The following is a 22,226-nucleotide window of genomic DNA, read 5'->3' as shown; positions in this document are numbered from 1 at the left end:
CCAATCCCGGCCGGCCTTACTGCCCCTTTTCCACCATCACATCGACATCCAGCTCTTCATCGCCCTCGCCCAGCCGCGATCCCGCGACGGGCGCAGCGCCGGCTGAATCGAGCGCGACAGCGACGCGAACATAGGCCTCATCGGCGCACAGGCCGGTACAAGGGTCGAACGCGACCCAGCCCAGCCCTTCCACGTGCGCCTCGGCCCAGCCATGCGGCGCCGGGCTGGTGTCCCCGGCGAAACAGGCGGTGCTGTAGCCCGAAACATAGCGCGCAGGCAGGTCAAGCGAGCGTGCGGCGGCAACGAACATCTGCGCCAGGTCGCGGGAGGTGACGGTTCCCAGCGCAAAGGCCTGAGCCGCGGTCCGCCCCGCCACCGGACGGCCGCGATCCAGCGTGAACCGGTCGTGCAGCGCCAGATTGAGTGTGTGCAAGCGCGCGATGGTGTCACCCTGCCCGCTTACCGCATCGCCGGTGAAGGCCGCGAGCGCCGCGTCACTTTCGGTCAACACAGTCGTGCGGCGAAACAGGGCGGGCGGCAGCGGCTCGACCGCGCCGTGCAAAACCCCGTCGCTGCCATTGGTCAGCACCTCACCCGACACTTCGATCTCGATGCTTTCGATCGGTCCCTCGACATACAGCATCGTGGTGCGATTGCCGAAGCCGTCGCGCCCGTGGCGCATCCGCGCGTCGCAATCGACATGGATGCCCCAATTGGCCACCGCCTGCCCATCGGTCCCGCCCGGCGTGAGACGCAGGAGCTGAATGAGGCGCCCTTGCGGGGACGAGAAGCGATAGGTCGTGCGATGATCGACCGTCAGCCTCATCCGAATTTGAACTGCCGTCCGATGGCATCGTGAAGCAGATTGTTCTCCGCGTTGAACGCCTGAAGATATTGATGCAGCCCGCTCGCAATCACTTCGCCGGAGCGCGTCTTGACCAGTCGCGACTGGCGCATGCGCGCCATGCGATCCGCCTCGCCGTGCAAGCCGGTCCGCTTGGCGAGCAGGTTGAGGATTTCCAATGTTTCCTCAGACGACGCGGCCAGCGACCGCGGCAGCTCGGGCCGCGCAATCAACAGGTCGATCACGTTGGCCGGCTTCAATCCTTCCGAATAGAGCCAGCGATAGGCGGTGACGGCGGAGACGGTCTGCAGGATCGTGGTCCATTGATCGCGATCGACCACACCACCGACCCGCTCGCCCTCCGGCAACAACAGGTGATATTTCACGTCGAGCAGCCGCGCGGTGTTGTCGGCGCGCTCGACCGCCTGGCCCAGGCGGATGAACCAGGTGGTCTGGTTGCGCAGCATGCGGTGGATCGCGCCCTCGAACCCGCGCGCCTCGGTCTTGACCGCTTCGACCAGATTGAGCGTCGCCATCGCCCCGCCCGGGCTCGACCGGCCATTGAACATCAGCCAGGCGCGGTTGATCGCGGTCCAGGCCTCACGGGTCAGCGCAGTGCGCACGGCCTTGGCATTGTTGCGCGCCATGTCGAGGCAGCGCACGATCGACCCCGGATGCGTGACGTCGAGCGTCAGGAAACGCGCGACATGCTGCTGGCTGATCGTTTCCCCGCTTGCCTTGAAGGCTTCGTCGGTCTCGGTCACTGCCAGCGCACTGGCCCAGGCCGCCTCGCCGGCAGGCCGTGGCGACAGGACATCGAGGCGCACCGTGGCCTCGACCAGGCGGGCAATGAAATCCGCCCGCTCGATATAGCGGCCAAGCCAGTAGAGCGAGGAAGCGGTGCGCGAGAGCATCAGGCACCCTGGCTCTGCGTCATGCCGCCCTGTGACTGGGTCTGGCCCTGCACATTGCCGCCGTCGATCAGCACGAAGCTGTCCTTGGTCCCGCCGCCCTGGGACGAGTTCACCACCAGCGACCCCTCCTTCAACGCCACGCGGGTCAGGCCGCCAGGCACAACCTGCACGCCCTTCGAGCCCATCAGCACAAAGGGCCGGAAATCGACATGGCGCGGCGACAGGCCGGTGTCGCTCAGCGTCGGCACGGTCGACAGAGCGAGGGTCGGCTGGGCGATGTAGCGATGCGGTTCGGCGATCAGCGCGGCGCGGAAATCGGCGATTTCCTGTCTGGTCGCAGTCGGGCCGACCAGCATGCCGTAACCGCCCGAACCATCGACCAGCTTGACCACCAGATCCTCCAGATGATCAAGGACATATTTCAGCGCCTGCGGCTCGCGACAGCGCCACGTCTCGACATTGGGCAGCCTCGGCTCTGCCCCGGAATAGAATTTCACGATCTCCGGCATGTAGCTGTAGATCGCCTTGTCGTCGGCGATGCCGTTGCCCGGGGCATTGATCAGCGCGACATTGCCCGCCGCATAGGCCGAGATCAGCCCAGGCACGCCAAGCATCGAATTGGGATTGAACACCAAAGGATCGAGATAGTCATCGTCGATGCGGCGATAAATCACATCGACCTTCACGCGCCCGGCAATGGTGCGCATCCATACCACATCGTCATCGACCAGCAGGTCGGCCGCCTCGACCAGCTCGATCCCCATGGAGTCGGCGAGGAAGCTGTGTTCGTAATAGGCCGAATTGTAGTGACCCGGCGTCAACACGACGCAGACCGGTGCGACTACGCCATTGGGCGCGACCGACTTCATGGTTTCGAGCAGGCGGTCGGGATAGGAATCGACCGCCGCGACGCGGAATTCGCGGAACAGTTCGGGGCAGAGCCGCAGCATCGCCTCGCGGTTTTCGAGCATATAGCTCACGCCGGAGGGTGTCCGGGCATTGTCCTCCAGCACGAAGAACTCGTCCGGGCCGGTGCGCACCAGGTCGATACCGCAGATATGCGCCCAGATGCCGTGCGGCGGGCGAATGCCGGCGATTTCGGGGCGGAACTGCGGGTTGCCGAAGATCAGGTCGGGCGGCAGCACGCCCGCATCAAGGATCTTCCGCGCACCATAGATGTCATCGAGGAACGCGTTGATCGCCTCGACGCGCTGGATCAGCCCTTCGGACAACCGCGCCCATTCATCGGCGAGGAAGATGCGCGGTACGATGTCGAACGGGATGATGCGTTCGCTTGCGTCGCTGTCACCGTACACTGCGAAGGTGATGCCAAGCTGGCGGAAGGTCGCCTCGGCGCTTTGCTGGCGGCGGCGCAATTCGCCATCGGGGGTTTCGTCGATCCAGCGGCCAAGCGCGGCGAGTTCGGGGCGCGGCGTGGCGTTGCCGCTCTGGCCCATGATCTCGTCGAACGCGTGTCGTTTCCCCATCGAAACCTTAAAGCCCCCCAGCACCGACAAGTTCCATGCTGCGACGAATTGCTGCGGCGCACAAGGGGCGTTTCGATTTTACCTCGAGGAGGAGCTTTCTACTTCCTGGCCAGATCGCTCAGCAGGCCCGGAGTCAGCACTTGCGGGAGGATCTGTGGCTCGGCCGCCCCCGGCGCATAGTAAAGATAGAGCGGCACGCCGGCGCGGTTGTGCTGTTCGATGAAGCGGCCGAGCACCGGATCGCCATCGGTCCAGTCACCGACCAGCACCGCGACCTTGCCCGCCGCGAATGCATCGCGAGTCGATGCGACATCGATCGCCGCCGCCTCGTTGACCTTGCAGGTCAGGCACCAGTCCGCGGTGAAATAGGCAAAGACCGGCCGTCCCTCAGCGCGCAGTGCGGCGAGGCGCGCTTCACTGAACGCTTCGCTGCCCGCCGTCTGTACCGGTGCGGCCGCCGATCGCTCGACAAAGGCGATCGCACCGCCTGCGACCGCCAGCAAGGCGAGCGTCGCAGCAATACCGAATGACAGGCCGCGTGCCTGTCGCCGGCCCGCCACCCACAGGGTCAGGGCGATGCCGAGCCCGGCGATCAACCCCAAAGTCATGCCGTTGATCCCCGCCTGGCGCCCCAGCACCCAGGCCAGCGCAATCGCGGTGAGCCACATCGGCACGCTGAGGATGTGGCGGAAGGTCTCCATCCACGCGCCCGGCCTGGGCAGCCGCTTGCGCAACGCCGGCACGAAGCCAAGCGCGAGGAACGGCAGCGCCAGCCCGAGCCCAAGCCCGGCAAACACCGCCAGCGCCGCCGGCCAAGGCAGGATCAGCGCCGCCCCCAGCGCCACGCCCATGAACGGCCCGGTGCACGGTGTGGCGATGAACGCCGCCAAAGCGCCGGTCGCGAAGGCGCCGCCGACGCCGCCAGAATTGCCGACAAAGGCCGGGGTCGGAATCTCGAACAACCCGCCGAGGTTCAGCGCGATCGCCACGGTGAGCAGCAGCAGCAACAGGATCATGCGCGGATCCTGCAGCTGAAACGCCCAGCCGACCGCGCTGCCTCCTGCCCTCAGCGCCAGGATCGCGCCGCCCAGTGCGACGCACACTGCGACGACCCCGGCGGTATAGCCAAGCGCCTCGCGCCGCGCGGTGCGCTCGTCAAGATGCCCGCGCGCCAGGCTCAGCGCCTTGAGGCTGAGGATCGGGAACACGCATGGCATGATGTTGAGCAGCAGGCCGCCAAGCACTGCGCCGCCGAACGCCAGCAGCGTCGCGACCAGCACGCCGCCACTTTCGGTCGCGCCGCCGCCTTCCGCTGCCCCGGCGACCACGCCCGGCTCCGCCGTCACCGTAAGGCCCTGGCCCTCACCGATCCGCAGCACGCCGGAAAGCGCGCCGGCCACCTTGCCCTTGGTCGAGAGGATCACGCGGTCGCCATCCCGCGTTACCTGTTGCGGCGCGGCATAGTCGATCGCATTCATGGTCAGCGGGAAGAAATAGGCGTCCTTGAGCGGCGCACTCGCCGGATAAGGGATCGCGATCGTCGCGACGCCGTTCGCGACCTGCCAGGTCGCCTTCGCGTCGAGCGGCCTGGGGATCGCGCGCCGCCAGGCATCGAAGGTCGTACGCGCGGCGGGTGCGATCGACCCGTCGCCGACGACCAGATCGAGTGTGAGCTTGGCGCTTTCCGGCACGCAAACCGTTGCCGAGCAGACCAGATAGGCGGCCTTCAACCGTATCGGCAGCTTGCTGCCCAGCGCGAGTCCCGCCGGGATCTTCAGCGTGACCAGCGGCGCGTAGGGCTTTTCGAACACATAGTTCATCAGGCCGGCGATCAGCAGCGTGCCGGGGACCGGATAGCGCGGCTCGCTCACGGTCACGCCGGCGGGCAGAGTCCAGTCGAGCTTTGCCGGGAAGCCGGCATCGCCGGGATTGAGCCAATAGCCGTGCCAGCCGGCCTCCGGGCGCGTGTCAAGCGCCAGCGTCACCTCACTACCCGCCGCCGGCCGTTCGCTTTCCGCGACCAGCGTGATGGCGAGATGCGGCCCGGCGCCCGGCGGGGCCGGCGACTCCGCGGCGGCGGGAACGGCCAACAGCGCCAACAGCGTCACAAACAGGCAATATAAACCGCGCATTGGGCATCCTTGCCGCATCATCCGACCTCGCCCATACATTGCCGCGAAGCGCAATGCACCGGCCCCGAAAAGGAATTAGCATGAAGACTCTGGCGTCGACCCTCGCCCTTGCCGCAGCACTCATCACCCTACCCGCCAGCGCGCAAACGGCACCGGGATCGACCGCGCCGGTGATTGCCCCGGTCAAGATGACACCGCCCAAGACTGCGCCGAAGCTGATCGTCGCGATCTCGGTCGACCAGTTCTCCGCCGATCTGCTCGACAAGAACCGGGCCTATTTCACGGACGGTTTCGCCCGCTTGCTGAAAGGCGCCGTCTTCCCGTCAGGCTTTCAGAGCCATGCCGCGACCGAGACCTGCCCCGGCCATTCGACCATCCTGACCGGCTATCGCCCCGCCCATACCGGCATCATCGCCAATAACTGGGTCGACCAGGCCGCGCCGCGCACCGACAAGCAGGTCTATTGCGCCGAGGATGAGAGCGTGCCGGGCAGCAATTCGGGCAAATACACCGTGTCCGACAAGCATCTGAAGGTCCCGACGCTGGGCGAGCGGATGAAAGCGGCTGACCCGCGGACTCGAGTCGTCTCGGTTGCGGGCAAGGACCGCGCTGCGGTGATGATGGGCGGCCACAAGGTCGATGAGCTGTGGTGGTGGGACGGCAAGGCCTTCGTCTCCTATGCCGGGCGCACCGAGCCCGGCGTGGTGACGCGGGCCAACACCGCGACCGCCGCGCTGATCGCGAAAGCCCAACCGGCGCTTGAAGTACCCGCCTGGTGTACCGTCCGCGACAAGGCAATCCCGATCGGCGGCGACAAGACCGTCGGCACCGGCCATTTCGAACGCGCCGCCGGCGACACGCGCGGTTTTCGCGCATCGCCCGCATTTGACGCCTCGATCGTCGCGCTGGCGGCAGGGCTGGTGCAGGACATGAAGCTTGGTCAGGGCCCGGCAACCGACATCATTTCGGTCGGCGCATCGGCGACCGACTATGTCGGCCACACCTACGGCACCGACGGCGCGGAGATGTGCATCCAGCTCGCCAATCTTGATGCCACGCTCGGCGCCTTTTTCGACGTGCTCGACCGGACCGGGGTCGATTATCAGGTCGTGCTCACCGCCGACCATGGCGGCAACGACCTGCCCGAGCGCGAAGTCCTGCAGGGCATGCCGGAGGCGCAACGCGTCGACGTCGCTCTGGCACCGGCGAATATGGGCAGAGCGATCGGCCAGAAGCTCGGCCTGACCATACCGCTGTTGTTCGGCGATATGCCCAATGGCGATGTCTGGATTTCCACTGCGCTGACCGTCGATCAGCGCAAGACAGTGCTGGCCGAGACGATCGCCCGTTACAAGGCGATGCCGCAGGTCGCCGAAGTGCTGACCGGCAAGCAGATCGCGGCAAGCCCGATGCCGAAGGGTCCGCCCGAGAACTGGAGCTTCATCCAGAAGGCGCGCGCCTCATATGACCCGACCCGTTCGGGCGACCTGCTGGTTTTCCTGAAGCCGCGCATCACGCCGATCCCCAGCCCCAGCGGTGGTTCCGTCGCGACGCATGGCAGCCCGTATAATTATGACCGCCGCGTGCCGATCCTGTTCTGGCGCAAGGGCATGACCGGCTTCGAACAGCCCGCCGGCGTCGAGACAGTCGATATCGCCCCGACCCTGGCGGCGCTGATCGGGCTGCCCGTGCCGGGCGTGGACGGCAAGTGCCTCGATCTCGGCGCGGGCAAAGGCGCGCCCTGCCGTTGAGCAGCGCGCCGTCCGCCATTGCCGGCCCGCTCGATCATGTGCGCGGTCTGACCACCTATTGGGCCTCGCTGACCGGACGGTCGAGCGAGGCCCTGCCCTATGAGCAATGGCGGATACTGCTGGATACGCTTGGTCTGGGAATCGAGCAGGTGACGACGCACGCGAGGACCCATCGGCTTGATTATGACAACTTCGTAGGCTGGATCCTGAACATAGCGGGAATGCCCGATCCCGTGACGGTGGCACGCTATCATGCCCAGATCGACGGCGCGGCGCCGCCGGACGCGGTTCAATCGCAGCTCGCCGCGATCGATGCCGCCCCGCCTGTCCTGAGCGATGCAGAGCTGGCCGGTTGGGCGGAAGACGGCGTGGTCGTGGTGCGGGACGCGATCACCGCCGCCGAGGCAGAGGCAGCAACGGAGGCGCTCTGGCAGCTGGTCGGCGGTCGAGCCGGTGATCCCGATAGCTGGTATGACAAGTCGCGCCGGCAAGGCATCATGATCCAGCATTTCCAGCACCCGGCACAGGCCGCCATCCGCCGCTCGCCGCGCATCCGCAAGGCGTTCGCGCAATTATGGGGCACGGCCGATCTGTGGATGACGACCGACCGCATGAGCTTCAACCCGCCCGAACGCCCGGGCCATAGTTTCCCCGGGCCCCATCTTCACTGGGATGCCAGCCTGACTCGCCCGATCCCGTTCGGGACGCAGGGTATCCTTTACCTCACTGATACGACGGCCGATCAGGGTGCATTACAGCTCGTGCCGGGTTTCCATCGCCGGATCGACGCCTGGCTCGACAGTCTGGGCGACGCGGACCCGCGCGAGGTCGACCTATCGGCGGAAGCGGTGACGATTCCTGCGCGGACGGGCGATCTGGTGATCTGGCGCGAAGACCTGCCGCATGGGGCAAGCCCCAACCGCTCGTCACGCCCGCGCCTCGCCCAGTATCTGACGATGTATTCGGCCGAGCCGCAGCCCGAACGGCCCTGGCTGTAGCGTTCAGCGCGTCTCGAACGCCCTGATCCCCGCGCCGAGCCGGTTGGCGCCGATTGCGAGGCGTTCATGGCTATAGTCCGCCACGAACGCCGGTGACCGCGTCTCGCCCGGCGCGAGCGAGGCGTCATTGCCCTCGATCCTGAGGCCGGCGGCGCGATATTTCCGGGCCTCCGCCGCAATGACGATGAATCCGGTCCAGTTTTCCTTGTTGCGGCCCTGCACAAAGGTGTTGCGCGCGATCAGGCCGGTGCCGCCTTCGGGCAGGTCAATCATATAGTTGGTCTTCTTGCCCGCGGTATCATCGAAGCTGTTGTCGGTGATCGAGACATTGGGCGCGCGCAGCTTGACATAATGGCCGCCGGTGCCGCGTTCGAAGCGCGAGTTGGTCACCGTCACTGACCCCTGATTGGCGAGATAGATGCCGTGGCTGCAATCCACCGTCTCCTCGCACTGCCCCAGCCCGGCAAAAGTCGAGCGATCGATGACGATCCGCTGCCCGTTCGGCTCGCCGCCCAGGATGCCCTCCTGACTGTCGAGGAACATCGAATTGCGCACCGTCAGATTGCCCATTTCGGTGCGGATGCCCGCGCCATTGCCGTCATCGACGCGGATGCCGCGAAAGATCAGGCCATCGACGATCGATTCCTGGCCGCGCAGCACGAAAGCCGCCTTGCCCTCGCACGCCTCGCCCTCGAAGATCGCTGTGCCCGGCTGGATTGCCTTGAAGGTGATCCGCCCGCCCGCCTGAATCGTGCATTGCCGATAGGTGCCGGGCGCGATCAGGATCGTGGCCGTCCCCATGCGCACCGATTGCACCGCGTCGTCGATCGTGGCGAAGCCCTGCCCGGTTTCCTGGATGGTGAACGGCGCCCGTCCCTGTTGCGCGGCGGCAGGTACAGTCAGGGCAAGAGCGATCAACGGAATGATGCGGCGCATGAGGCAGCTCCTTTGGGCGGGGAATGCCGCGCAGAGCCTAGCGAAGGAAGGCAAATTGAGAGTTAACCGTCGAGCTGCGAACCCTCGTGATGAATGCCGCGCGGTGGCCGCCCGGCTGGCTGTTATCGCGGAAAAGTTTTTTTCTGGCTGTTAAGTTGGAGTTTTACGTGAAATTTATCTTTATTATCAATATTTTATTCGATGCTGGCTGTTATCGGATAACAGCCAGGGAACAGCCAGCTTATCAGCCAGCGATCAGCCAGCTTGCTGGCTGTTCTGCGCCGACCGGATCATCCGAAATATTGATGATGAGAAAGAGCGGACCACAACCCGAGGCTGTTCGTCCGCCCTGCACTGCCACAGACCAAATCACTGTTGAATCGCTTCCGCGATGCATCGCGCGGCCTGCTCCCCGACTTGCTCAGGCCGAGCAGGTCAGGCCAAGCCCCCTGCGATCACGTCAGCGCGGAAAGCGCCGCCGCAAAATCTCGCCGCTCACACCCCCCGGCGATGCTTGCCGCCATAACGGCTGCCGATATAGCCGCCGATCCGGGCCATCTCGGCCGCGGCCACGTTTGCGGCTTTCTCGCTGCACGGGAATGGCGCGCATTCGGCCTGCTTGGCGCGGCTCGAGACGCGGTCGCACAATTCCTCGATATCGGCGCGGGTCAGCAGATTCTTTTCACGCAACAGGCAAAGCAGGCTTTGCAGGATAACCAGGCTCTCGTCACCCGAGCCTTCAAGCGTGTTCAGGGTTCCCATCGCATATTCTCCTTCTCCCTCTTTTATTTTGTTCGGAGAGTATGCCCTTTCCAGCACTTCGCAAGACTAATCGCACACTGCTTGGCTGACACGACGCGATCGGTGTAAAAATCAGTCCAGATTGGGCCGTAGCCAGCGTTCCACTGTCGGCAGATCCGCGCCGCGCCGCGCGGCATAATCGGCAACCTGATCCGGACCGACGCGCGCCACACCAAAATATTCCGCCTGAGGATGCCCGAAATAGAAGCCGGAGACCGCCGCTGTCGGCATCATCGCGAAGCTTTCGGTGAGGATGATACCAGTTGCCTCGGTTGCGCTGAGCAAGTCGAACAGCATCGGCTTCTCGCTGTGATCGGGGCAGGCCGGATAGCCCGGCGCCGGGCGGATACCGCGATATTGCTCGCGGATCAGCGCTTCGTTGGTCAGCTGTTCGCCTTCGGCATAGCCCCACAATGTCGTGCGGACATGCTGATGGAGCCGCTCCGCGAATGCCTCGGCCAGGCGATCGGCCAGCGCCTTGAGCAGGATATCGGAATAATCGTCATTATCGGCCTTAAACCGCGCCAGATGCGGTTCGATGCCGTGACCCGCCGTCACCGCGAAGCCGCCGATCCAGTCGCCTGCCGGATCGATGAAATCGGTCAGACACATATTGGCGCGGCCTTCGCGCTTGGCGATCTGCTGGCGGAGGAAGGGCATGCGCACTTCCTCTTCCGTCTCGATCACCACATCGTCACCTTCGCGGCGGCACGGCCACAGGCCGACAACACCCTTCGCGGTCAGCCATTTCTCCGCGATGATCTTGTCGAGCATCGCATTGGCATCGTCGAACAGCGAGCGCGCGCTTTCGCCGACAATCGCGTCCTGGAGAATCGCGGGATAATTGCCCGCCAGTTCCCATGCGCGGAAGAATGGCGTCCAATCAATCACTTCCCGAAGATCGTTAAGATCCCAATCGGAGAAGACATGCAGGCCGGGCTGCGCCGGCGCGCCGGGCTTCAGCGCCATGTCGGTCGGGAAGGCATTGGCGCGCGCCGCCGCGATCGGGATCAGCTCACTCTGCCCCTTATTGGCGCGCGCCACGCGTACCGCCTCATATTCGTCTGCGGTGCGCTGGACGAAGCCGTCCTTCTGCGTATCGCTGACCAGCGTCGAAGCGACGCCGACCGCGCGGCTGGCGTCGAGCACATGCACCACCGGGCCGTCATAGGCCGGGGCAATGCGCAGCGCGGTATGCACCTTGGAGGTGGTCGCGCCGCCGATCAGCAGCGGCATCTTCATGCCGGCGCGCTTCATTTCCTCGGCCACGGTGACCATCTCGTCGAGTGACGGGGTGATCAGGCCCGACAGGCCGATCATGTCGGCGTCATTCTCGTTCGCGGCCTTGAGGATGTCCGACCAGGGCACCATCACGCCCATATCGACCACGTCGAAGCCATTGCACTGCAGCACCACGCCGACGATGTTCTTGCCGATATCATGCACGTCGCCCTTGACGGTCGCCATGATGATCTTGCCCTTGCCGCGCGCGCCCGGCTCCTTCGCCGCCTCGATAAAGGGCAGCAGATGAGCGACGGCCTTTTTCATCACGCGGGCCGATTTCACGACCTGAGGCAGGAACATCTTGCCGGATCCGAACAGGTCGCCGACCACGTTCATGCCGTCCATCAACGGCCCCTCGATCACTTCGATTGGCCGCGCGAACCCAAGCCGCGCTTCCTCGGTATCCTCGACCACATGCATATCGATGCCCTTGACCAGGGCATATTCGAGCCGCTTGTTGACATCGAGGCTGCGCCATTCCGCCGCCGCCTTCTCGGCCACTGCGTCAGTGCCGCGATAACGCTCGGCGAGCGCGATCAGCCGGTCAGTAGCATCATCCCGCCGGTCATAGACGACATCCTCGCACGCTTCGCGCAGTTCGGGGTCGATATCGTCATAAATGTCGAGCTGGCCGGCATTGACGATCGCCATGTCGAGCCCGGCAGGGATGGCATGATAAAGGAACACGCTGTGCATCGCGCGGCGCACCGGTTCATTGCCGCGGAAGCTGAACGACAGGTTCGAAAGGCCGCCCGAGATATGGCAATGCGGGCAGCGAATTTTGATCTCCTTGCATGCCTCGATAAAGTCGATCGCATAGCGGCGATGCTCGTCGATGCCGGTTGCGACGGCGAAGATATTGGGGTCGAAGATGATGTCCTCGGGCGGGAAACCGATCCCGACCAGCAGGTCATAGGCGCGCCCGCAAATCTCGACTTTGCGCGCCTGGGTATCGGCCTGGCCGACCTCGTCGAACGCCATCACGACCACGGCGGCGCCGTACGCCATGACCTTGCGTGCCTGAGACAGAAACTGAGCTTCGCCCTCTTTCATGCTGATCGAATTGACGATCGGTTTGCCCGAGACGCATTTCAGCCCGGCCTCGATCACTGACCATTTCGAGCTGTCGATCATGAACGGAATGCGCGCGATATCGGGTTCGGCGGCAATCAGCTTGAGGAAGGTGGTCATCGCCTTTTCGGCGTCGAGCAACCCTTCGTCCATATTGATGTCGAGCACCTGCGCACCCGATTCCACCTGCTGCCGCGCGACTTCCACGGCGGCAGTATAGTCATCCGCCATGATCAGCTTCTTGAAGCGCGCCGATCCGGTGATGTTGGTGCGTTCGCCGATATTGACGAACTGGGCGGTGGTGGTGGTCATTCTTAACTTCCTCCCCTCCCGCGCGCGGAAGGGGACCGAGGGGTGGGCGCCCGGCCAAAGCAGGCAGTGTCGTCTGGGAAGAGCGCGAGCTCACCCCTGCCCCTCCCGCAAGCGGGAGGGGAAAGTTTATCAAGCCGCCATGGTCATCGGTTCCAGTCCCGCCAGTCGTGTCACCACCGGCGGCACCGGCAGTTCGCGCGGCGGCAGCTCGCCGACCGCCTTGGCGATGGCTGCGATATGCGCCGGGGTCGATCCGCAACAGCCACCCAGGATATTGACCTGCCCCTGTGCCGCCCATTCGCGCACCAGGCCGGCCGTGGTTGCCGGCTGCTCATCATATTCGCCCAGCTCATTGGGCAGGCCGGCATTGGGATAGACCATGATCAGCGTGTCGGCGATTTGAGACAGAGTCTTAACATGCGGCCGCAACTGCTCTGCACCGAACGAACAATTCAGCCCGATCGTCACTGGCCTGGCATGGCGCACGGCGTGCCAGAACGCTTCCACGGTATGGCCTGACAAATTGCGCCCCGACAAGTCGGTCAGCGTCATCGACATCATGATCGGCACGTCGCGCCCGAGATCCTCGGCCGCCTCGAGTACCGCCATGACGCCAGCCTTGGCGTTGAGCGTATCGAACACCGTTTCGATCAGGATGAAATCCACCCCGCCCTCGATCAGAGCGTCGGTCTGTTCGCGGTACACGCCCTTTAGATAATCGAAGTCGATTTCGCGGAATCCCGGATCGTTGACGTCAGGCGACAGCGACAGCGTCTTGTTGGTCGGGCCGATCGCGCCGGCGACGAAGCGCGGGCGGCCGTCCCTGGCGGCGAATTCATCGGCCAGCCGCCGCGCGATCTGCGCCGAGGCGACATTGATCTCACGCACCAGATGCTCGGCGGCATAATCGGCCTGGCTGATTAGGTTCGCGCTGAAGGTGTTGGTCGACACGATGTCCGACCCGGCCTCGAGATATTCGCGCGTGATCCTCTCCGGCACCTCCGGCTTGGTCAGCGCGAGGATGTCGTTATTACCCTTCTGATCCTTGGCCAGGCCCAGGTCGCCGGCATAATCCTCTTCCTTGAGCTTCCAGTTCTGGATCTCGGTGCCGAATGCGCCGTCCGTGATCAGGATGCGCTTGGCGGCTTCGGCGAGCAGTCTTTCGCGTACGGTCATGGCAAATTCCTCAGGCCGCGGCGGACGCGGCGATGATCGAGTCCGGGGCATTCTTTGCCCTGATCCCGAGCAAATGGCAGATCGCGAAGCTCAGTTCGGCACGATTGAGCGTGTAGAAATGAAAGCCGCGCACGCCGCCGGCATAAAGCTTGCGGCACATTTCCGCCGCCACCGTCGCCGCGACCAGCTGGCGCGCGGCAGGATGATCGTCGAGCCCTTCGAACAATCGCCCCATCCAGTCGGGGATTTCGGCATTGCACATCGCGGCGAATTTGCGCGTCTGCGCGACGTTCGACACCGGCAGGATGCCGGGCACGATCTCGGCCGTGATCCCGGCCGCGGCAACCCGGTCGCGGAACCGGAAATAGGCCTCGGGCGAGAAGAAGAATTGCGTGATCCCGCGGTTCGCCCCGGCGTCGAGCTTGCGCTTGAGATTGTCGAGATCGGCATCGACGCTGCCCGAATCCGGATGGCATTCGGGATAGGCCGCGACCGACACTTCGAACGGGTGAAGTCTCTTGAGGCCAGCGACCAGATCGGCGGCATTCTCATAGCCACCGGGATGCGACACGAATTTCGACCCCGCCACCGGCGGATCGCCGCGCAGCGCCACGATATGCCGGATGCCTGCCGCCCAATACGCCTCGGCGACCTCGTCAATCTCTTCCCTGGTCGCCTCGACACAGGTCAGATGTGCAGCGGCGGCCAGCGACGTCTCGCGCTGGATCCGTGCGACCGTTGCATGGGTGCGTTCGCGGGTCGATCCGCCGGCGCCATAGGTGACCGATACGAAGCGCGGGCCCAGCGGCTCAAGCGTCTTGACGGCTTCCCACAATGCCTCTTCCATCTTGTCGGTCTTGGGCGGGAAGAATTCGAACGATATTTCGGCATCGCCGGCGACATCAGCGAACAATGGCGCTTCAAGCGCGCGGCGCGCCTCTTCCAATTGATTGATGGAAATCGTCATGCCGCCTTCACCTCATGCACCGGAATTTTCTCAGGCTGGGCGATTTTTCGACCGAGCCACAATTTCACCGTCAGTTCACCGCCCTCAAGCGTCTCGGTCCGCGCCGCGGCGAGGCCGCTCGCCTCGAACCAGCCCAGGATCTGCTCGTCGGAAAAACCGAGCCTGGTGTGCGCATCCTTGGTGCGCAGCTCCTCGCGATCATGCGCCGCGAAATCGGCGATCAGCAGCCGCCCGCCCGGCGCCAGCACGCGTGCCGCCTCGGCAATCGCGGCGCCCGGCTGCTGCGCGAAATGGAGCACGTGATGGATGATCGCCGCATCGGCCGCGCCGTCGCCAAGCGGCAAGGCATAGAGATCCGCCTGGCGCAGCTCGGCATTGGCCAGCCCGCGCTCGGACAGTTTCGCGCGCGCCAGCCGCAGCATCTCCGAGCTGCGATCGATGCCCAGCGCCGCCCTGGCGCGCCCCGCGAATAATTCGAGCATCCGCCCGGTGCCGGTACCGATATCGATCAGCTGGCCGATCGGCGCATCGCCCAGCACCGCCGACATCGCCGCCTCGACCTCGCTTTCGGCGATATGGAGCGAGCGGATCGCGTCCCATTGCCCGGCGTTACCCTCGAACCAGGCGGCCGCCGATGCCGCACGATCGGCGCGCACCGCCGCCAGCCGGGCCACATCGGCCACCGCCCAATGATCGGGCTCGATCGCCGCCCAGCCGTCAAGCGCGGCAAGCACCGGCGCGACCCGCGCTTCGTTGCCGACGCCGACAAACACCCAGCTGCCTTCCTTGCGGCGTTCGGCCAGGCCGGCATCGCACAGGATCTTCACATGGCGGCTGACGCGCGGCTGGCTCTGTCCGAGCACCTGCGCCAGCTCGCCCACCGACAGCTCCATCGAGCGCAGCAAGGCGAGGATGCGCAGCCGCGTGGTGTCGGCAAGGGCCCGGAAGATGTCGAGTGCGATCGTCATGTCGAAACAACATATAAAGATATCTTTATATCAGGTCAACGCGCCATGGCCGATAAGAGGCGGAAACATGTGCCGAGCCGTGCGTATTGAAGCGGGCCGATGGCTCCGCTAGCCTCGCCACCCTAATCAACAAGCCGGGAATCGCTCTCATGAAGAAAATCGTTGCTCTCGCCACCGCTGTGTCCGCCGCCGCGCTTGCCGCCTGCACGCCCGCCGCGCAGAACGAGACAGCACAGGCCGCCGACCAGATCGCGGCCGATGCCAATGCGACGCTGGGCGAAGCCGTCAACGATACCAACGCCGCCGCGGACCGCGCCTTCGGGTCGGCCGAAGCAACGATGGACAATGCCAGCAAGGCGATCGGCAATGCCGCCGACGGCGCCGCGGATGCGACCGGCGCCGCGCTGAAGGATGCCGGCAACGCGATCGAGGACTAAGAGGGATTTGCGGGCGGGGCTTTTCGAAGTCGCGCCCGCCCCCCTGAACGACCTTTGGGAACGACCTGCGGATTGTCTGTCTTGCGACAATGTCCGGGACGGATTGAACACGCTCGAAAACGAGCAGGGAGATGGTGCGAATGTCTGGACTCAAATCGATCGGTCTGGGCGCGCTTCTCCTGCTCGCCGGGTGCGGCTCGGGCAGCCCCGACACCCCCGGGGCGGTCACGCCCGGCGAGGCGCAGGCGCTGAACGATGCCGCCGCAATGCTCGATGCGAACAGCGTCGACGCCAATGCCGCCACCATCGAGGTGGACGGCGAAAACGAGGCCCAACCACAATGACCGATCTTCGCCGATTAGGTACAACCGACCTCCATATCGCCCCGCTGGTATTGGGCGGCAACGTGTTCGGCTGGACCGCCGACAAGGCGACCAGCTTCGCCGTGCTTGATGCGTTCGTCGATGGCGGCGGAACGATGATCGACACCGCCGATGTCTATTCGGCCTGGGTGCCCGGCCATCAGGGTGGCGAATCCGAAACGGTGATCGGCGAATGGCTCAAACAATCGGGCAAGCGCGACAAGGTGCAGATCGCGACCAAGGTCGGGATGCTGCCCGGCGAAGGCGGCGCGAAGCTTGCGCCGGCGCGCATTGCCGCGGCGTGCGACGCGTCGCTGCGGCGGCTCGGGGTCGAGCGGATCGACCTGTATTTCGCGCATCAGGACGATGACGCGGTGCCCCAGGCGGATGCGCTTGCCGCCTTCGCCCGGCTGGCCGAGGCCGGCAAGATCAATGCGCTGGGCGCGTCGAACTTTCATGCCGCACGGCTGAAATCGGCCAATGAGGCGGCCGCCGCCGCCGGTATTCCGCATTATCATGTGCTGCAGCCGGAATATAATCTGGTCAGCCGCCATGCCTTTGAGGGCGAGCTGCAGGATTATTGCGTCACGCACAATATCGGCGTGGTGCCCTATTACGGCCTCGCCTCGGGCTTCCTGACCGGCAAATATCGCAGCGAGGCCGATCTCGGCAAAAGCGTGCGCGGCGGCCGGATGGGCGAGCTGATCAAGGGCAAGGGGCCGGCGGTGCTCGCCGCGATGGACGAGATCGCCGCGGACAGCGGCGCGTCGCTGGCGCAGATCGCCCTGGCCTGGCTCGCTGCCCAGCCCGGCGTGACCGCACCGATCGCCAGCGCAACCAGCGTGGCGCAGGTTCATGACTTGCTCGGATCGATGACGCTTGAGCTGAGCAAGACGCAGCTCGACCGGCTCGACGCCGCCGGCGCCTGATCCGCCCGGGTCAGCGCGTCACGATATCGGTGAGCGAAAACGCCAGCGGTTCGCCGCAGCCACCGGTCATCACGATCGTCACGCCGGCGATACCGGCGAGCGACAGGCATGTCGCACCGCCGGCCGCGAGTTCGGGCGGGACCAGATCGTCATCGCAGACGTTGCGGGCAGTCCCGATCCAGAGCGCATCGCCCGCATCCGTGCTGGCGACGAAATCATGGCTTTCGTCCATTGCCGGATTGCGGATGACTTTCAGGGCAGCGAGCGGCTCGTCGAGATCGGCCGCAGCCATATGCTGAAAGATGACGACATGGGAATTACCCGCGTCCCCTGACCGGTTGATGAAATGAAGGGCGATATCCATCCGGCACTCCGATCCTCAGGCGGCATCGCTATCACCGAAATTTCGTAACGGCCACGAAACTTCATCACGGGCGAGCGGCGGACAGTGAAAAACCCGCGACGCCGGGTGGCGCCGCGGGCTTTTCAGACATTCGCAGGAAAACTCAGCGCAGCTTGCCGCTGAACGAAATGCCGATGATGCGCGGTTCGTTGAACACGGCTGCCATGTAATTTTCGATCACGCCCTTCAGGTTCTTCTCATTGGTGATGTTGCGGGCGAACGCCGCGATTTCATACTTCTTGTCGGACGTCGTGTAGCCGATCTTCAGCCCGCCCTCCAGATTGCCGTCCGCGTAGAATTCGCGCGTCTTGTACAGCACCAGGTTCGTATAGCCCTGCACGTTCCAGTCGGTCTGGACGAACAGATTGCCGCCCGTCCAGAGCGGAATGTCGTAACGCACTGCCGCATCGATCTGGAACTTCGGCGCGTTCGGCAGGGGCTGGCCGTCGATCTGCGCGAAAACCGCCGGCGCCCCGAATACCGGGCGCGTGATCGTCGGGTTCTGCACGGTGCAGGTGACGACGCCGTTCAGCGCACAGACCTGCGCATAGACGCGCTTGTCCTTGATCTCGGTGTGCAATGCGCTCCCGCCCAGCGAAATGCTGATATTGCGGATCGGCCGCCATTCCAGTTCCGCCTCGAAGCCATAGGCATTGGCATGATCGGCATTGAACAACACGCCATTGCCGTTCGAATCATTGCCGTTCAGCTGAATGTCGTTGACGCGATAGGTGAAGCCGGTCGCGTTGAAGCGCAGGTTGCTGAACGGCCGCGTCTTGATGCCCGCTTCGTACGACATGATCGTTTCCGAATTCGCCGTGGTGAAGGGGCTGTTGAACACGGCCGAGCGTCCCTGGATCGTCGGGCCGCGGAAGCCTCGTGCCACGCGAGCATAGAGGCTGAAATCCGGGCTCGCTTCGTAAAGCGCCGAGACGTCCCAGCTTGGCTGGGTATCCTTCAGTTCGACAAAGCGCGGTGCCGTCGATGGGAAGGAATCGGTCGTGCCCGCCGCGTTTTTCACGCTGCGCACCAACCGGGTCTGCTTCTTGTCTTCAGTGATGCGGCCGCCGGCCGTGATGGTCAGCGCCGGGGTCACCTGATAGCTCAGCTGACCGAACAGCGCCCATGATGTGTTGACGTCATGCAGACGGACGAAATTGTTCGGGTTCGGCAACGTACCGTTGAGGTCGGGCCCGGTCAGGAAGAACGAGCGCTGATAGAATTCGGTATCGTCGCGGCTGTCGAAATACATGCCGCCGACTTGCCATTTAAACGGGCCGCTGTCGTTGCTGGCAAGGCGAACTTCCTGCGTCCACTGATCGAGATCGCGCAGATTGCCCTGGCTCTGGCCATAAGCCGGTCGGCCGGGATAGTTTTGCGCCACGCCGCCATCGGTGTCGCCGCGGCTATAGCCATGGCTCGTCTCATAGGCTGTGATCGAGGTCAGCGTTGCGAAGCCGAAATCATAGGCCGCGTTCACCGACGCGCCATAGGTCTTATAGGCTTGCGGATTGTTCATCGCTTCGTCCTGCGCGAGGCTGTCGCGCGGCTCGCCCTCGATATTGTTCGACCCCAGCTTCAGCGCGCCGCGGTGGAAGATGGTCGAGGTGCCCGAAAAGTCGCGCGCGTGGCCGGAAACGTTGATCGACAGATTCTCGGTCGGCGTGAACAGCAATTGCAGGCGCACATCGCGCTCATCGAAGCCGCCCATCACATTCTTGCCGCCCCGCGTGCCGTCGGCGCCCGTGCCGGTGAACCGGTTGTCGACCCAATCGTCGCGGTGCTGGTACAGGCCGGAAATGCGGAACGCGATCTTGTCCTGCACGATCGGCCCGCCAATACCGCCGTCGAAAGTGACGGTGTTGAAGGTGCCGTATGAAGCCGCCACGCGTCCGTCGAAGGTCTGGCTCGGCCGGATCGTGTCGAACTTGATGATGCCCGCCGTGGTGTTGCGGCCGAACAGCGACCCCTGCGGACCGCGCAGCACTTCGACCTGATTGACGTCGAACACCGGGTTCGACTTCAGCACAACATGCTCAAGCACGACATCGTCCTGGATGATCGACACCGGCTGCGACGCGCCAAGGTAGAAATCGATATTGCCGAGACCGCGAATATAGAAGCGCGGGAAGATGCGGCCCGTGGTGGTTTCGGCATAGAGGCCGGGAACGCGTCCGGCGAGCGACAGGATGTCCTCACCACCCGACTGGAAGCTGCGCAAATCCTCGCCGCCGACGACCGCGACCGACACCGGCACCTTCTGGAGATTCTCCGAGCGGCGCTCGGCGGTCACCACAATGTCCTGAAGACCGTCGCCCGATGCCGCTTCCGGCGCGGCGGCGGCAGGAGCGTCCTGCGCAACGGCGGTGCCGGCACAGAACAACGCGCCGACAGCGGCGCCGAGAAACAGCGATTTACGTGCGAACATGATCTTGGACATTGTGACCCTCTGAAAACCTGAAATATCAATCGTCTTGCGACCGCGCGCGAAGGTCCGCCCGTTGCGTGAACACCTGCATATGGCATTCAGCCGGACGGTTCGTCGTCTTGCGTGATCGTGAACCCCTCGCCTCATTCGCGCCGCTAGGCCGCGATTGTGACCCATTCGTGACGCGCCGATCGTGTAACGAAAGATTGCTGGAGCGTGACAATCGGGCCACAGCAAAGAGGCCCGGCGCATCCGCACCGGGCCTCCCCATCCTCTCCCGAGGAGATGTACCGTTCGCTTATGACGCGAACTGGTTTCCTACCGCATTAAGCGGCGATTTGGTTCCCGCCGTCAGGCGGCAAACTGGTTCCCCGCTGCCGTCAGGCAGCAAACTGGTTCCCCGCTGCCGTCAGGCAGCAAACTGGTTCATCGTATTGTGCGCGCCGCCGGCCTTCAGCGCCGCTTCGCCCGCGAAATACTCCTTGTGATCGTCACCAATGTCGGAGCCCGACATGTTCTGATGCTTCACACAGGCGATCCCTTCGCGGATTTCCTTACGCTGCACACCCTTGACGTAGCCGAGCATGCCTTGGTCGCCGAAATATTCCTTGGCGAGATTGTCGGTCGACAGCGCCGCGGTGTGATAGGTCGGCAGGGTGATCAGGTGATGGAAGATGCCCGCCCGCGCCGCCGCATCGCGCTGGAAGGTGCGGATCCGCTCGTCCGCTTCATCGCCAAGCGCCGTGCCGTCATAATCGACGCTCATCAGCTTGGCGCGATCATAGGCCGAGACGTCCTTGCCCGCCGCGGCCCAGGCATCGAACACCTGCTGGCGGAAATTCAGCGTCCAGTTGAATGATGGCGAGTTGTTATAGACCAGCTTGGCATTGGGAATGACCTCGCGGATGCGGTCGACCATGCCGGCGATCTGCTCGATATGCGGCTTCTCGGTCTCGATCCACAACAGGTCGGCGCCGTTCTGCAGCGATGTGATGCAGTCGAGCACGCAACGATGCTCGCCCGATCCGGCGCGGAACTGGAACAGGTTGGACGGCAACCGCTTCGGCCGCAGCAGCTTGCCGTCGCGATTGAGGATCACGTCGCCATTGCGCGCGGTGGTCGGATCGATTTCCTCGCAATCGAGGAACGAGTTGTACTGGTCGCCGATATCGCCCGGTTCCTTGCTGACCGCGATCTGCTTGGTCAGGCCGGCACCGAGCGAGTCGGTGCGCGTGACGATGATGCCGTCCTCGACGCCAAGCTCGAGGAACGCGTAGCGGCAGGCGCGGACCTTCGCCAGGAAGTCCTCATGCGGCACGGTGACCTTGCCGTCCTGATGGCCGCACTGTTTTTCGTCCGAGACCTGGTTCTCGATCTGCAGCGCGCAGGCGCCGGCCTCGATCATCTTCTTTGCGAGCAGATAGGTCGCCTCGGCATTGCCGAACCCGGCATCGATATCGGCGACGATCGGCACGACATGAGTCTGGTAATTGTCGACCGCCTGCAACAGGCGCTGCTCGGTCAGCTCGTCGCCGGCCTCGCGCGCCGCGTCGATCTCGCGGAACATGCCGCCCAGTTCGCGCGCATCGGCCTGGCGCAGAAAGGTGTAGAGTTCCTCGATCAGCGCGGGAACGCTGGTCTTCTCATGCATCGACTGGTCGGGCAGCGGGCCGAATTCGGAGCGTAGCGCGGCGACCATCCAGCCCGACAGATAGAGATAGCGGCGCTCGGTCGATCCGAAATGCTTCTTGATGCTGATCATCTTCTGCTGGCCGATAAACCCGTGCCAGCAGCCCAGCGACTGCGTGTAATTGGCCGGATCGGCGTCATAGGCCGCCATGTCCTTGCGCATGATCGCGGCCGTGTAGCGCGCGATGTCGAGCCCGGTCTGGAAGCGGTTCTGCAGCCGCATCCGCGCGACGGCTTCCGCGTCGATCCCGTCCCAGGTGCCGTTCTGGCTTTTGATCAGCTGCGCCGTTTGCGTGATGTGGTTCTGGTAGGTCATTTGAGTATTCCCGCTTCATTG

The 22,226-nt window shown here is 64.3% G+C and carries 18 protein-coding genes; 5 read left to right on the top strand and 13 right to left on the bottom strand.

What is annotated here, in order from left to right:
• Window positions 1–16 precede the first annotated feature (16 nt).
• The 4 genes from ACRECS_RS13080 to ACRECS_RS13065 all read right to left on the bottom strand — a co-directional run bounded on the left by ACRECS_RS13080 (window position 17) and on the right by ACRECS_RS13065 (window position 5,377).
• Window positions 17–826 carry a transglutaminase family protein gene (locus ACRECS_RS13080; protein ID WP_431583406.1) on the bottom strand — a complete coding sequence of 270 codons (810 nt, stop codon included), beginning with the start codon at window positions 824–826 and terminating at the stop codon, window positions 17–19.
• On the bottom strand, window positions 823–1,758 hold the full coding sequence (locus ACRECS_RS13075; protein WP_431583405.1) for an alpha-E domain-containing protein: 936 nt from the start codon (window positions 1,756–1,758) through the stop codon (window positions 823–825). Before ACRECS_RS13075 ends, ACRECS_RS13080 begins: the two co-directional genes overlap by 4 nt.
• Window positions 1,758–3,245: a circularly permuted type 2 ATP-grasp protein gene (locus ACRECS_RS13070; RefSeq protein ID WP_431583415.1), complete on the bottom strand. Its 1,488-nt coding sequence runs from the start codon at window positions 3,243–3,245 to the stop codon at window positions 1,758–1,760. Before ACRECS_RS13070 ends, ACRECS_RS13075 begins: the two co-directional genes overlap by 1 nt.
• Before the next feature lie 98 nt (window positions 3,246–3,343).
• Complete coding sequence (locus ACRECS_RS13065) at window positions 3,344–5,377, bottom strand: protein-disulfide reductase DsbD family protein (protein ID WP_431583404.1); 2,034 nt, start codon at window positions 5,375–5,377, stop codon at window positions 3,344–3,346.
• An 80-nt stretch (window positions 5,378–5,457) separates the two neighbouring features.
• Between ACRECS_RS13065 and ACRECS_RS13060 the strand changes: the two genes are divergently transcribed.
• A complete protein-coding gene (locus ACRECS_RS13060; RefSeq protein WP_431583403.1) occupies window positions 5,458–7,128 on the top strand; it encodes an alkaline phosphatase family protein in 1,671 nt (556 codons plus the stop codon).
• Complete coding sequence (locus tag ACRECS_RS13055) at window positions 7,125–8,126, top strand: phytanoyl-CoA dioxygenase family protein (protein ID WP_431583402.1); 1,002 nt, start codon at window positions 7,125–7,127, stop codon at window positions 8,124–8,126. The genes ACRECS_RS13060 and ACRECS_RS13055 overlap by 4 nt, the downstream gene beginning before the upstream one ends.
• 3 nt (window positions 8,127–8,129) lie before the next feature.
• On the opposite strand, the gene ACRECS_RS13050 is transcribed toward ACRECS_RS13055, so the two are convergent.
• The 6 genes from ACRECS_RS13050 to ACRECS_RS13025 all read right to left on the bottom strand — a co-directional run bounded on the left by ACRECS_RS13050 (window position 8,130) and on the right by ACRECS_RS13025 (window position 15,641).
• A complete protein-coding gene (locus ACRECS_RS13050) occupies window positions 8,130–9,062 on the bottom strand; it encodes a right-handed parallel beta-helix repeat-containing protein (RefSeq protein ID WP_431583401.1) in 933 nt (310 codons plus the stop codon).
• Between the two features lie 495 nt (window positions 9,063–9,557).
• Entirely contained in the window at window positions 9,558–9,824 is a 267-nt protein-coding gene (locus tag ACRECS_RS13045; RefSeq protein ID WP_431583400.1) for a hypothetical protein, read from the bottom strand.
• A 111-nt stretch (window positions 9,825–9,935) separates the two neighbouring features.
• A complete protein-coding gene (metH, locus tag ACRECS_RS13040) occupies window positions 9,936–12,530 on the bottom strand; it encodes a methionine synthase (protein WP_431583399.1) in 2,595 nt (864 codons plus the stop codon).
• Between the two features lie 129 nt (window positions 12,531–12,659).
• Window positions 12,660–13,706, bottom strand: coding sequence for a homocysteine S-methyltransferase family protein (locus tag ACRECS_RS13035; protein ID WP_431583398.1), 1,047 nt, complete (start codon window positions 13,704–13,706; stop codon window positions 12,660–12,662).
• Between the two features lie 10 nt (window positions 13,707–13,716).
• Window positions 13,717–14,673: a methylenetetrahydrofolate reductase gene (metF, locus tag ACRECS_RS13030; RefSeq protein WP_431583397.1), complete on the bottom strand. Its 957-nt coding sequence runs from the start codon at window positions 14,671–14,673 to the stop codon at window positions 13,717–13,719.
• A complete protein-coding gene (locus ACRECS_RS13025; RefSeq protein WP_431583396.1) occupies window positions 14,670–15,641 on the bottom strand; it encodes an ArsR/SmtB family transcription factor in 972 nt (323 codons plus the stop codon). Before ACRECS_RS13025 ends, metF begins: the two co-directional genes overlap by 4 nt.
• 149 nt (window positions 15,642–15,790) lie before the next feature.
• On the opposite strand from ACRECS_RS13025, the gene ACRECS_RS13020 reads away from it, so the two are divergent.
• The 3 genes from ACRECS_RS13020 (at window position 15,791) to ACRECS_RS13010 (ending at window position 17,369) form a co-directional block, all read left to right on the top strand.
• Window positions 15,791–16,078, top strand: coding sequence for a hypothetical protein (locus ACRECS_RS13020; protein ID WP_431583395.1), 288 nt, complete (start codon window positions 15,791–15,793; stop codon window positions 16,076–16,078).
• Between the two features lie 140 nt (window positions 16,079–16,218).
• Entirely contained in the window at window positions 16,219–16,422 is a 204-nt protein-coding gene (locus tag ACRECS_RS13015) for a hypothetical protein (RefSeq protein ID WP_431583394.1), read from the top strand.
• Entirely contained in the window at window positions 16,419–17,369 is a 951-nt protein-coding gene (locus ACRECS_RS13010) for an aldo/keto reductase (RefSeq protein WP_431583393.1), read from the top strand. The genes ACRECS_RS13015 and ACRECS_RS13010 overlap by 4 nt, the downstream gene beginning before the upstream one ends.
• 10 nt (window positions 17,370–17,379) lie before the next feature.
• On the opposite strand, the gene ACRECS_RS13005 is transcribed toward ACRECS_RS13010, so the two are convergent.
• From ACRECS_RS13005 to ACRECS_RS12995, 3 genes are all read right to left on the bottom strand, one after another.
• Window positions 17,380–17,733: a hypothetical protein gene (locus ACRECS_RS13005; protein WP_431583392.1), complete on the bottom strand. Its 354-nt coding sequence runs from the start codon at window positions 17,731–17,733 to the stop codon at window positions 17,380–17,382.
• A gap of 142 nt (window positions 17,734–17,875) precedes the next feature.
• Entirely contained in the window at window positions 17,876–20,212 is a 2,337-nt protein-coding gene (locus ACRECS_RS13000) for a TonB-dependent receptor (RefSeq protein WP_431583391.1), read from the bottom strand.
• 397 nt (window positions 20,213–20,609) lie between these two features.
• Complete coding sequence (locus ACRECS_RS12995; protein WP_431583390.1) at window positions 20,610–22,205, bottom strand: isocitrate lyase; 1,596 nt, start codon at window positions 22,203–22,205, stop codon at window positions 20,610–20,612.
• Window positions 22,206–22,226 lie beyond the last annotated feature (21 nt).

The sequence above is a fragment of the Sphingomonas sp. genome (assembly GCF_050725575.1).
GTDB lineage: Bacteria > Pseudomonadota > Alphaproteobacteria > Sphingomonadales > Sphingomonadaceae > Sphingomonas.
Note: the sequence above shows the minus strand (reverse complement) of the source record. Positions and strands in the feature narration are given on the sequence as shown.

What these genes read in the sequence shown, in the direction of transcription:
- ACRECS_RS13080 (WP_431583406.1), bottom strand. Translation starts at nt 826, where the DNA reads ATGAGGCTGACGGTCGATCATCGCACGACCTATCGCTTCTCGTCCCCG.
- ACRECS_RS13075 (WP_431583405.1), bottom strand. Translation starts at nt 1,758, where the DNA reads ATGCTCTCGCGCACCGCTTCCTCGCTCTACTGGCTTGGCCGCTATATC.
- ACRECS_RS13070 (WP_431583415.1), bottom strand. Translation starts at nt 3,245, where the DNA reads ATGGGGAAACGACACGCGTTCGACGAGATCATGGGCCAGAGCGGCAAC.
- ACRECS_RS13065 (WP_431583404.1), bottom strand. Translation starts at nt 5,377, where the DNA reads ATGCGCGGTTTATATTGCCTGTTTGTGACGCTGTTGGCGCTGTTGGCC.
- ACRECS_RS13060 (WP_431583403.1), top strand. Translation starts at nt 5,458, where the DNA reads ATGAAGACTCTGGCGTCGACCCTCGCCCTTGCCGCAGCACTCATCACC.
- ACRECS_RS13050 (WP_431583401.1), bottom strand. Translation starts at nt 9,062, where the DNA reads ATGCGCCGCATCATTCCGTTGATCGCTCTTGCCCTGACTGTACCTGCC.
- ACRECS_RS13045 (WP_431583400.1), bottom strand. Translation starts at nt 9,824, where the DNA reads ATGGGAACCCTGAACACGCTTGAAGGCTCGGGTGACGAGAGCCTGGTT.
- metH (WP_431583399.1), bottom strand. Translation starts at nt 12,530, where the DNA reads ATGACCACCACCACCGCCCAGTTCGTCAATATCGGCGAACGCACCAAC.
- ACRECS_RS13035 (WP_431583398.1), bottom strand. Translation starts at nt 13,706, where the DNA reads ATGACCGTACGCGAAAGACTGCTCGCCGAAGCCGCCAAGCGCATCCTG.
- metF (WP_431583397.1), bottom strand. Translation starts at nt 14,673, where the DNA reads ATGACGATTTCCATCAATCAATTGGAAGAGGCGCGCCGCGCGCTTGAA.
- ACRECS_RS13025 (WP_431583396.1), bottom strand. Translation starts at nt 15,641, where the DNA reads ATGACGATCGCACTCGACATCTTCCGGGCCCTTGCCGACACCACGCGG.
- ACRECS_RS13020 (WP_431583395.1), top strand. Translation starts at nt 15,791, where the DNA reads ATGAAGAAAATCGTTGCTCTCGCCACCGCTGTGTCCGCCGCCGCGCTT.
- ACRECS_RS13015 (WP_431583394.1), top strand. Translation starts at nt 16,219, where the DNA reads ATGTCTGGACTCAAATCGATCGGTCTGGGCGCGCTTCTCCTGCTCGCC.
- ACRECS_RS13010 (WP_431583393.1), top strand. Translation starts at nt 16,419, where the DNA reads ATGACCGATCTTCGCCGATTAGGTACAACCGACCTCCATATCGCCCCG.
- ACRECS_RS13005 (WP_431583392.1), bottom strand. Translation starts at nt 17,733, where the DNA reads ATGGATATCGCCCTTCATTTCATCAACCGGTCAGGGGACGCGGGTAAT.
- ACRECS_RS13000 (WP_431583391.1), bottom strand. Translation starts at nt 20,212, where the DNA reads ATGTCCAAGATCATGTTCGCACGTAAATCGCTGTTTCTCGGCGCCGCT.
- ACRECS_RS12995 (WP_431583390.1), bottom strand. Translation starts at nt 22,205, where the DNA reads ATGACCTACCAGAACCACATCACGCAAACGGCGCAGCTGATCAAAAGC.